Annotated in this window: 8 protein-coding genes; 4 read left to right on the plus strand and 4 right to left on the minus strand. The window is 39.6% G+C overall.

Translation table 11 applies throughout. From position 1 onward, the window contains the following. Positions 1–16 precede the first annotated feature (16 nt). The 3 genes from B5G52_RS03935 to B5G52_RS03945 are packed head-to-tail and all read right to left on the minus strand — an operon-like array spanning position 17 to position 4,384. Positions 17–2,413 carry an ABC transporter permease gene (locus tag B5G52_RS03935; protein WP_176372498.1) on the minus strand — a complete coding sequence of 799 codons (2,397 nt, stop codon included), beginning with the start codon at positions 2,411–2,413 and terminating at the stop codon, positions 17–19. A 1-nt stretch (position 2,414) separates the two neighbouring features. Further along, positions 2,415–3,119 carry an ABC transporter ATP-binding protein gene (locus B5G52_RS03940; RefSeq protein WP_087531393.1) on the minus strand — a complete coding sequence of 235 codons (705 nt, stop codon included), beginning with the start codon at positions 3,117–3,119 and terminating at the stop codon, positions 2,415–2,417. A gap of 11 nt (positions 3,120–3,130) precedes the next feature. Next, the gene (locus tag B5G52_RS03945) at positions 3,131–4,384 is read right to left on the minus strand and encodes an efflux RND transporter periplasmic adaptor subunit (protein WP_087531394.1); all 1,254 of its coding nucleotides are present in this window, start codon (positions 4,382–4,384) and stop codon (positions 3,131–3,133) included. 224 nt (positions 4,385–4,608) lie between these two features. Between B5G52_RS03945 and B5G52_RS03950 the strand changes: the two genes are divergently transcribed. Further along, positions 4,609–6,027 (plus strand): sigma-54 dependent transcriptional regulator, encoded by a 1,419-nt coding sequence (locus B5G52_RS03950; RefSeq protein ID WP_087531395.1) that lies wholly within the window; start codon positions 4,609–4,611, stop codon positions 6,025–6,027. 2 nt (positions 6,028–6,029) lie between these two features. Then, a complete protein-coding gene (locus B5G52_RS03955; RefSeq protein ID WP_087531396.1) occupies positions 6,030–7,346 on the plus strand; it encodes a PAS domain-containing sensor histidine kinase in 1,317 nt (438 codons plus the stop codon). Between the two features lie 42 nt (positions 7,347–7,388). On the opposite strand, the gene B5G52_RS03960 is transcribed toward B5G52_RS03955, so the two are convergent. Further along, positions 7,389–8,669 (minus strand): acyltransferase family protein, encoded by a 1,281-nt coding sequence (locus B5G52_RS03960; protein WP_087531397.1) that lies wholly within the window; start codon positions 8,667–8,669, stop codon positions 7,389–7,391. A 182-nt stretch (positions 8,670–8,851) separates the two neighbouring features. Between B5G52_RS03960 and B5G52_RS03965 the strand changes: the two genes are divergently transcribed. Beyond that, complete coding sequence (locus B5G52_RS03965; RefSeq protein ID WP_087531409.1) at positions 8,852–9,715, plus strand: LytTR family DNA-binding domain-containing protein; 864 nt, start codon at positions 8,852–8,854, stop codon at positions 9,713–9,715. A 66-nt stretch (positions 9,716–9,781) separates the two neighbouring features. Next, positions 9,782–11,053 (plus strand): LysM peptidoglycan-binding domain-containing protein, encoded by a 1,272-nt coding sequence (locus B5G52_RS03970; RefSeq protein ID WP_087531398.1) that lies wholly within the window; start codon positions 9,782–9,784, stop codon positions 11,051–11,053. Positions 11,054–11,142 lie beyond the last annotated feature (89 nt).

Below are 11,142 nucleotides of genomic sequence, written 5' to 3' on the forward strand. Positions count from 1 at the left end.
TAAAAATCACTTTTTATTATTCATAACGTAAAGTAAGCGATGGCCTTGTACTCGCCGCTTTAAAGGTGAGGCTTGCAACGGTCAGCCAAGTGATCGCAGCAACACTTAGTGCGGCAATTAAATAAACCCACAACGCTTGATCAACACGCTCGTTAAAATTAGCAAGCCAGTCACCCACCAGCCAATAAGTTAGCGGGTAAGCAATCACAATACTTATCGCTACTAAAATCAAAAACTCTTTTGCCAGTAGGTTCATAATGCTTATGCGTGATGCACCAAGTACTTTGCGTACAGCGACTTCTTTTTGACGACGTAATGCGGAGAACGACGCTAATCCAAAGATTCCAACACATGTAAGTACTATTGCTAACCCTGAGAATATTTGTACCAGTTTAAAAATGCTTTCTTCGACTTCAAAGTTTTGCTGATAGTCTGCATCCATCAATGTAATTTCTGGTTCATTTTTTAAATCAAATGCTTGTATTAAGTTGTTGATCTCGTTGTATACATCACTAATTTTATCTAGCTTACTATTTATAACTAAATCAACTGTCGTTTGTGCACTCCAGCCACACGAGAATGAAATAGGTACCCAAGCTTCTGTGGCAGATCCCACCTTTACATCAGCAACAACACCCACAATAGTCGCGGTAATATTGTCGTATTCGCTGGTAACTAGCATACCAATTACGTCTTCTGGGTTTTGGTAGCCCGCTCTTTTAACCATTTTCTCAGTAACAATTAATGCCATTGCTTGTAAGTCTGAATCGCCAACATTATGCAACCAATCCGTTTGATATTCAGTTGAAAAGTCGCGCCCAGCTAGTAACGTTAAACCCAACGTTTCAACAACTGAGAAACCACTACCAACTGTAGGCATCAAGCCTTCTTCGGTGTGCCCGTTAGGCCATGTAAAGCGATATTCTTCACCAAAACTATCTGTAATATCAGAATCAACTGTCGTCACTTGATTAACACCTGATAATTGACGGATTTTATCGACTACTATGTGCTCTTTATCCATCATGGTGTCACTATCTAATGAATGCACAACAATACGACCATCAGGTTGATAACCCGAATTTATAGATTGTAAAAGCGTAAGCTGATTTAAACACAGCAAAGTTCCTGCTATCAAAGAAACAGCTATTGCGGCCTGAAAAGTTAATAACCCCTTACGAATGATAATTGCACTGCGCCCATTTTTAAGTTCGCCACTTAAAATGGTATTTAAAGGCGCATTAGCAACTAAGTAAGCAGGATAAAATCCTGATATCAGAGTTAGCCCCAATATAACCGCTATCATTACAGTTATTGATTCAGCATCAAACTGTAAGCTAAATGGCCTATGTGATAATTCATTAAATACTGGAATAAATAGCTCGACCATACACAATGCAATTAGCATTGATAGACTGATCAACAATAGTGCCTCAACAAAAAATTGTATAACTAGTTGTAGCTTAGTCGCGCCAAGGGTTTTTCTGATGGCTATTTCTTTAGTACGATGCAATAGCTGGGCAACTGATAGGTTTGTGAAATTGGCAGCTGCAATTAATAGTAATAATAAGCTCAAACCAATGCTTATATTAACCAAAGTTTCTGAGCCACCAGGTTTAAAGTCAAATGATGATTTAGCAAAAAAATAAATATCAGGCATGGCAACCAGTCGATACTTTAATTGGCTATTTTTTAATGAGTACTGAGAAATCATAGTACTCGCGAATAACTCTTCCAGCGCTTTAATATCTGCAAACTCGTTAGTTTTGATATAAATATAGCCTGATGTATCACCAAACTCAGTTAGGTCTAACGGCATTAATGTATCAAAAAGGAAATGACTGTTATCTGGTAAATCTTCAAATATTGCGGCAACAGTTATATTCTTCTCACCATCGCTGAACACCTTACCTACAGCATTAGATTGTCCGAATAAACGCGTTGCTTCACTGACACTCAAAGCAACTTTATTAGGTGTAGAAAGCGCTGTCTGTAAATTACCAAATCGAGTTTTTATTGCTAAGAATTGCTCTATGTTTGATGTTGCAGCATAAAAGTTTCGTAAATTAAATTTATTACTCTTCACCTGTATTTGATCAGTCGCCATTTCATAATCTATCACGTCAGACAGAATAAAGATGTCCTCTATATCTTTATGCGATTTTAGCTTCTGTGCTATCTCACTGCTTGTTAAAGGGATTACTTCATAACCAATAGCACTTAAGTCTAAATGTAAGCGGTAGACGCTCTCATAATTTGGATGATTTTTATCAAACGATAGCTCATATCGAGCAAACAGTGCCACTAAAATAGCCGCAGCTAAGCCAACACTTAGTCCTAAAATATTTAATATAAAATGCTGTTTTTGTTGTTTAAATGTTCTTAACGCAGTGACTAAATAATTAATAACCATGTTAAGCAACCTCACCTGCGGCTTGCTGCGCAACATTTGCTTTATCAAGCATTACTTGGCCATCAAGTAGACGCACTAAACGTTCTGCATACGCGCCCTCTTTTTCTGAGTGAGTCACCATAATAACCGTAGTGCCTTCGCGGTTTAATTCGCGCAGCATTGCCATCACTTCATCACCATTTTTAGAGTCTAAATTACCTGTTGGCTCATCGGCTAAAATGAGTTTTGGGTTAATCACTAATGCACGGGCAACAGCTACCCGTTGCTGTTGACCACCTGAAAGTTGCTGCGGTAAATGCTCACCTCGGTGCTCAATACCCACGCGTTTTAAAATGGCTTCAACTCGCTCTTTACGCTCATCTTTTGATATTTTTTGATACTGTAATGGCAGCTCTACGTTTTCAAATACTGTTAGCTCGTCAATCAAGTTAAAGCTTTGAAATACAAAGCCGATTGAAGCTTTACGTAGCTCTGCTAATTGCTTCTCGCTGTAACCTGCAATGTCAGTACCTGAAAAGTCAAAACCACCACTTGTTGGCGAGTCCAGCATACCTAAAATTGATAACAACGTTGATTTACCACAGCCAGACGGGCCCATAATCGCTAAAAAGTCACCTTCGTTTACGGTTAAGTTGATATTGCTCAGCGCTGTTGTTTCTACATCTTGAGTACGAAATACACGGCTTAAATTAGTTAATTTGATCATGGTTATTTTCCTTAAAATTGTAGTTGCTGTGCTTTATCAAAGTTGCTGTAGCTTGAGGTAATTACTTGATCCCCAGCATTGAGCCCTTCAAGCACTTCAAAATAGTTCTGATTCTTTTTGCCTAGGCGGATATCACGGCGCAGCGCTTTATCGCCACCGTGCTCAATTACATAAATCCAGTTACCACCTGAATTAGTAAAAAAGGCCCCGCGTTTAAGCAATAAGGCATCAGTTTTGTCATCCCCTAGCATTAACTCAATATCAATACTTTGGCCGCGTTTTATACTTTTGGTATTACTGGGTAAATCAACTTCAATTTGAAATTGCGACTGCTGTACGCGGCTATCAATTTTGCTCACTTTGGCGTTCACTGTGCCGCTTTCAAGTTCAATCATCACGGTCATGTCACGCTGCACTTGGTTTAAATAAAATTCATCCATGCGTACCACTAATTTATATTCATTAGGGATATCTATTTGGCCTAATCGTGCACCACTGTTTTTAGATTCGCCAATTTCCACATTAAGCTCGCTTAAGTAGCCAGAAACTGGTGCTTTGATTAATAAGTTGTCGAGATTTCTGCGCGCAAACTGTAGGTTTTTTTCAAGCATTTTAGCGCTATCGGCAAGTTGAGCTACTTGCACCTCACGAATTGAATTTTCCTGCTTTTGGCGTTCAAGAGTGAGCTCTTTACGGGCTTGGTAATAATTTAAATCTTCTTCAAGCTCTTCAAGTTGGTCTTGCGCCAATACACCACTTTTAACCAAGGGCTTAGTTTGTTTTAAACGACGGGTTAGGTGGGTAATTTTTAGCTCGATTTCTAATAAATCACGGCGCAAATTTAACCGACTGGTTTCCATGGTCATTTGCGTATTGCGTAAAAAATTAAGTTGCTCAGTAACTTGTGCTTCACGGCTCATTACATCAAGTTGTAGGTTGGTATTGCTTAAGCGCACTAGCGGCTGGCCTTTTTTAACATATTCGCCTTGCTCTACTAAACGCTCTTCTACTTGACCACCAGCAATAGTATCAAGATAAATACTGGTTTTTGGCACGACTTGACCGCGCAAGCTCAATGCATCTTTAAAGGCACCTTGTTTAACCGTGCTAACCGTAAGGCTGCTACGATCAATATTCTGGCTACGACCTGTATCACTGCTTTGCGTAAAACCTAACGCAGCAGCCGCAACACCTAAAACCAGCGCTGCAAAGATGAGTTTTTTAAAATACTTTTGCGTAAATGAGCGTTCTATTTTTTTGTCCATGTCGGCTATTTTGATACAAGTTTAATAACTAATTATCGATAGTTATTACAATCACTATGCCAACTTAATTTAATATATAAATTCAACAACTTAACATTTAACTTAACTATTTCCATATTGATAGTGTCCGCTAATAGAACACTTTATTATTTTATAAACGTCCATTTATGGACACTTTCCCTTTTTTGTTTTAGGCTAAATAAAACCCTATAAAAATAATAAGCATGAAACACTCAGGCTCACTTTTAATTGTTGATGACAACCCCGATATTCTTATTGCCGCACGTTTATTACTAAAACAGCATTATCAAAGCGTTAAAACCACTGACAACCCATTTGATATTGCAGGCATCATTGACGAGCAACGCAAGCTCGAGCAACCCATTGACGTAATATTGCTTGATATGAACTTTACCCAAGACTCAATAAGCGGCAAAGAAGGCTTTTATTGGCTAAAAAAGATTATCGAGCAAGACGCTAATATCGTTGTTTTGTTAATGACTGCCTACGGCGACATTCAACTAGCCGTAGATGCAATTAAAGCGGGCGCCTCTGATTTTATTGCCAAGCCTTGGCAAAACGAGCAATTACTTGGCGCAGTCGCCGCCGCATTTTCACACGCCAAAGATAAACAACAAGTTGGTAAATTAACGCGGCAAAAGCAAGGGTTAAACCAAGCCTTAAATACTCCCAACGTTGAGTTTTTAGGTCAAAGCAGTGCGATGCAGCAGGTATTTAGTACCATAGAAAAAGCCGCACAAACTGACGCCAACATACTGATCACCGGTGAAAGCGGCACAGGCAAAGAGCTCACCGCGCATGCGATTCATCAAGCAAGTATGCGCCACAGCCAAACCTTTATGAGTTTAGACATGGGCGCAGTGGCGCAGAATTTATTTGAAAGCGAGCTATTCGGCCATAAAAAAGGCGCGTTTACCGATGCAAAAGCCGATCGCATTGGTAAATTTGAACTTGCTCATGGCGGCAGTTTATTTTTAGATGAGCTGGGTAATTTACCTCTAGAGCATCAAGCTAAATTACTGGCTGCACTACAAAATAGGCAAATAACGCCGGTTGGTGGCAGTAAAGCGGTTGATATTGATATTCGGCTAATTTGTGCCACTAACGACAACCTTGATCAAGCTGTGAGCGAAGGTCGTTTTCGCCAAGATTTGTTATACCGTATAAACACCGTTGAAATTCGCTTACCTGCATTACGTGAGCGAAGTGAAGATATTCCGCTGTTAGCACATTATTACCTGAATCATTTTTGCCAAAAATATAAACGTAGCTTAACCATTACTGAGGCTGACATGGTGTTACTTTGCCAGTATTCATGGCCAGGTAATGTGCGAGAGCTTGCTCACGCAATAGAGCGAGCCGTTATTTTAACTGAAGGTAATACACTCGATATAACCTCCGTTGTGGGGAATAGCGAAGTATCTAGCACTCATGCTATCGGTCAAAGTACAGAGACTCTAAACACTCTGCCGCAGTTCGATACCTTTAATTTAGAGATACTCGAACAACGCACAGTTCGCGCAGCACTTAAGCACCATCAAGGGAATGTCAGTCATGCAGCCAAAGCGCTTGGTTTAACCCGCGGTGCCATGTACCGCCGGCTTGAAAAGTATGGGTTATAATTATGCGGGCTAATTTATTGCTTTCATTTAATATTATCGCACTTATAAGTACGAGTTCATTGCTTAGCTATGTATTACAAACGCATGGTTTCTCAGCAACGACATTGCTAATAATGCTAGTTGCCGCAGCATTAATAGCGCATATTTTTACGCTGTTTAAGCGCCAACAAAAACAAGCTGAAATGGTGATCCGCGCTTTAGCCAATGGTGACAGTACCTTAGGGCTTGGTAAACAACACCCAATGCTTAAACAATTTGAGCAAGTAAAAACGCAAATGCAAACAGCACGTTTTAATGCCGAGCAACAAACGCAATTTTTACAAGCTTTGCTTATTCATGTTGATTTAGCCGTATTGGTATGTGATGACCATGGTAAGGTGATTGAATCAAACCCAGCCGTTAGTAAGTTACTAGGTAAAAGCTTTCAACATTTACATGAGTTAGGCGCTGTTGGAGAGTTAATTTTAAACGCCGAACATAATATCCGCAGCACCGCCTACTGGCAAAATGGCGAGCAGCACGACACCCTATCAATTCAACTAAGTATCGCTGAAATACAAGGTAAAGTTCGCCGCGTAGTGAGCTTACAGTCAATTCACGACCAGTTACAACTTAAAGAACAACAAGCGTATAAACGCTTAACTAAAGTGCTCACTCACGAAATTGCCAACTCTATTACGCCACTATCATCACTAGCGGATACCTGCAGTAATTTACTGCCGCAAGAGCTATGTTTTGATGAACCTGAAGATAAACAAGACTTACAGCTTGCGTTAAGCACGTTAGCGTCAAGAACCGCTCATTTAGGTGATTTTATTGCTCGTTTTCGCCAAATTAGTAGTTTACCTAAACCCAATTTGGCGCCTGAAAATTTAGCCGACATGCTAGCGCGTATTGTCGCCTTACATCAACAACAAGCACGCGAACAAGACACCCATATTGAACTGTCGATTAAAAATCAGCAGTTAGTAATGCTTGATAGCAGCCAAATAGAGCAGGTATTAATAAACTTAATAAAAAATGCACTTGAAGTACTAAAGAGTAGCCAAAAGTACAGCACTGAGAATGCAGCTCAACCAACGATCGAAATCAGCTTAGCGCAAAACACTAGCCAACAACTTTATATAGAAATTAGCGACAATGGTACAGGCATCAGCGAACATGTGGTAGATATGATCTTCGTGCCATTTTTTACCACCAAGCAACAAGGCTCTGGCATTGGTTTGAGCCTATCAAGGCAAATTATGCTCAACCACGGCGGTGATTTAATTTATGTACCAAAACCACAAGGCGCATGCTTTAGGTGTGTGTTTGAATGAACGAAGTCGTTTACGGCGATAATTAATTTTCAATATAAGTAATTAAATCAACCTAAAGAGCAGCGGGCTTACCAATATTAGTCCGCAACCAAAGCCCGCTTTAATTTGCCATGCTTTATATTTACCTGTGACTTTAATCCCTAACAATGGGCTTAATAAGTCGATACGGCGCGCAGCAATAGACACCAGCCAACAAATAATGAATGCGAGGCTCAGTATAAGCAATGGCTCCACAAAACCACCTAATTGCAGCTTCGACAAATAAAACGCAAGACCAATAATTACACTTTGATGTAATAGATAAAACGGAAATACGGCTGAGTTAAACAAAGCCAGTTTAGGGTGATCGTGATCCAAAAAACGTTGTGCAAGAGCTAGTATTAAAAACACACCGACTAATCTTTGCGCAGTATACAGCATATCCATACTGGTAATTTGCCATTGACTAGCGGCAGGGTTTTGCCAAATCATGTGATAACCCAGTAAAACAACTAAATAACCTAATACGAATACCGCGAATAACGCCTGCCAATGACGTAGTAATTTGCTGTAAAATGCAGGCTGCCACGCAAGCAAGTAACCGTAAAGTAAAAACAGCGCGCCCATGGGGTATCGGAATGTATCACTCGGCCAGCTGAGTTTTAAAATACACAGCGGCAATAGCAATACAATAAAAACGGTAAATAACGAGCGCCCACATAAACGCGTGATTACTGCTCGCACATGAGAGTGAAGAATCAACGGCAGCACTAACACCAGCAATAAAGTAAATTGCCATAAGGAACGTAAATACCACAGGTGATTTACATCAACATGTGGCCAAATACCTGCTTGATAGTGTTCAAATAAAGGGTTGGTTAAATCAAAGAACTGTTGGTAAAACTGCCAAAAGCTCATAGATAAACCAACCTCTAGGCTCATTTGCGCATAAAGCTGGATAGGCACAATAAACCAAATGCCAAACAATAAAGGCAGTAATATTTTTACACTGCGCGTAATTAAAAACATGCCTAGGTTAAAACGCGCAACAATAAAGCGCAGCGCCACACCTGAAATAAACCAAATTAGCCCCATCCGCCATGGCGACAGTAAGAGCATGATATTTTCAATGCTGCTGGATAAATACTGGCTTTTAAAATGAAAATCCCAGTTTTTGCTGTATAGCATACCTGCGTGATAAAAAATTAATAAGCCAAAGGCAAGTACTCTCAGCCAATCTAAATCATAACGACGTGAGGGTAACTCTTCGACTTGATTAAACACATTTAACCATGGTTTTAATAGCGTGCATGTTGTGTTTTTAATGATTATTTTAAGTTTCATATTCGATTTAACTGGCGGCTAATAAATAGCAACTATGAACAACATACTGCGTATTACAATAAGAAAAGGCTGACAAAACAGCTAGTAGGGATAAGCGGTGGATATCAGGGATGATAAGTTTGGTGATTGTTCGCTATGTTGGTAACCTAATAATAATACTTTTAAAGATAACAATAATAATGATCACTTTAACGCACTTTCAACGCTACCAAACTTGGTATGCAGCTTTGTTTTTAATTGGTTATATTTTTATAAACAACACTATAAATGCCAGTTCAGATATTATGGAAGCCCAGCGCGATGGCACACTTCCTTTTATGCTTTGGGAGCCCTTTGTATGGGAGTATTCAAGCGCTATTAGTACTTTATTACTGTTTCCTGCTTTAGTTTGGTTATTACAAGCCCAACCCTTTAATTGGCAAAAAATCAGCCGCTCATTACTCATTTATTTATTGGCGAGCGTTATTTTTTCGTTGTTGCATGTAGGGATCATGGTCGCTATTCGCAAACTCATTTACATCGTACAAGGTATGCAGTATGACTTTGGGTTAGTGTGGTTTGAGCTACTCTATGAATACCGTAAAGACTTATGGGGGTTTTTATTTTTAATAGTGGTTATTAAAACGTATCAATATGTTGTTGGCCAATTAACCGGTGAAGCCACGCCAATCACACATGCAGAGAATGCACCGCAGGACTTGAATTTCGACCGATTACTCGTAAAAAAACTAGGTAAAGAATTTATTATCTGTACCGATAAAATTGACTGGCTTGAGTCTAGCGGCAATTACGTAAACCTGCATATTGGCACTCGAATTTACCCGTTACGTGCAACCATGACCCATCTTATATCTCGGTTAGAGCCACAAGGCTTTTGCCGGATTCATCGCTCTCATGCTATTCGACTCGATGCGATTGAATCAATAACGCCTTTATCCAGTGGCGATAGCGAAGTAAAGTTAACAACAGGAAAAATACTTAACCTATCCCGTCGCTACAAAGAGCAATTTAAGGGACAGATTAATTCATCTGTCGTTTGGGTATAAATCACTCTATGTTAAGCTAACCTGCCGTAGGTTAGCCCCATTTATATTTTCGGAGTAGTGTTGTACGTGTTCTCAAATCGATTTACCCGCATTTTGTCATTAGTGTTTATTTTATCTGGCTGTGAAACCACACCCGATACACCAACATCAACACCTGAAATTAAGACTAACCCCAAAACAATTGTTAGTGAACAGCGCGAAGATATTGCACAAATAGCGCCACTCACAACAAAAGAACTCGATGATGTATGGCAACGTATTCGAGCACAGCTAACATTTGCTAATTCAAGCCACCCTGCCGTTCAACAACGCATTGCTTGGTACTTATCTCACCCAAACTATATGGATGAAATAAGTCGGCGTGCAGAGCCTTACCTTTATTATATTGTTTCTGAGGTAGAGAAACGAGAGTTGCCCATAGAACTGGCATTAATGCCGCTGATCGAGAGTGACTTTAACGCTAGCGCCTATTCGCATAAGCATGCATCTGGGCTTTGGCAACTAACCCCTTCTATAGCTAAATATTTTAAGGTAAAAATTAGTCCTTGGTACGATGGTCGCCAAGACGTGATAGACAGTACCCGTGCAGCATTGGATTTCATGGAGTATTTATACAAACGTTTCGATGGCGATTGGTATCATGCTATTGCGGCTTATAATTTAGGTGAAGGCCGTGTACTCAGAGCTATTAGCAACAATAAAAAGCAAGGCAAACCCACTGATTTTTTTAGTTTGAAGTTACCTAAACAAACCAGTCAGTACGTGCCTAAATTACTTGCTGCGGCACAATTATTAAAAAGCCAAAAAATGGCTTTTCCTGCAATTTCAAATAACCCTGCAATTGCTGTACTAGCTATTAATGGTGCTATTATTTTAGATAACCAAGAGCAATGGCAGCAACTTGAGTCTTTAAACTATGGTGTGATCCGCTTTCCTGCCATCATTGATGCACCACACATCGTTGTGCCTGCCACTGAGCAAACGCAATATAGAAACATGCTTGCTAATCTTGATTCGAATGATTACAGCCAATGGCAACACTACACTGTTAAACGTGGTGATAGCTTAAGTGTGATAGCGAAACGCTATAAAGTCAGTATTAGCCAACTAAAAGCATTTAATGACTTAAAAGGAAACACTATTAAGATTGGCCAAAAGCTAGTTCTACCACAATTAGCTGATACTCAAATTGAGTATCAGGTTAAATCTGGTGATAGCCTATGGAAAATTGCCAACCACTACAAAGTCAGTATTACTAAACTTAAACAATGGAATAATCTTTCGCGGGATAATTTAAAAATAGGTGAAAAACTCACGGTGTTTTTATCTAATAGTTAGAAGTAAACCAGTACTTAAAATTAACCCAAAGGACTGTGGGTAGTATTTTCTTATGGGATGCGAGTTTGCGAGTTTGCGAGTTTGCGAGT

This window comes from Pseudoalteromonas sp. A601 (genome assembly GCF_002165575.1).
Lineage (GTDB): Bacteria > Pseudomonadota > Gammaproteobacteria > Enterobacterales > Alteromonadaceae > Pseudoalteromonas.

Coding starts and splice junctions, on each gene's coding strand:
- B5G52_RS03935 (WP_176372498.1), bottom strand. CDS start 2,413: ATGGTTATTAATTATTTAGTCACTGCGTTAAGAACATTTAAACAACAA.
- B5G52_RS03940 (WP_087531393.1), bottom strand. CDS start 3,119: ATGATCAAATTAACTAATTTAAGCCGTGTATTTCGTACTCAAGATGTA.
- B5G52_RS03960 (WP_087531397.1), bottom strand. CDS start 8,669: ATGAAACTTAAAATAATCATTAAAAACACAACATGCACGCTATTAAAA.
- B5G52_RS03955 (WP_087531396.1), top strand. CDS start 6,030: ATGCGGGCTAATTTATTGCTTTCATTTAATATTATCGCACTTATAAGT.
- B5G52_RS03945 (WP_087531394.1), bottom strand. CDS start 4,384: ATGGACAAAAAAATAGAACGCTCATTTACGCAAAAGTATTTTAAAAAA.
- B5G52_RS03950 (WP_087531395.1), top strand. CDS start 4,609: ATGAAACACTCAGGCTCACTTTTAATTGTTGATGACAACCCCGATATT.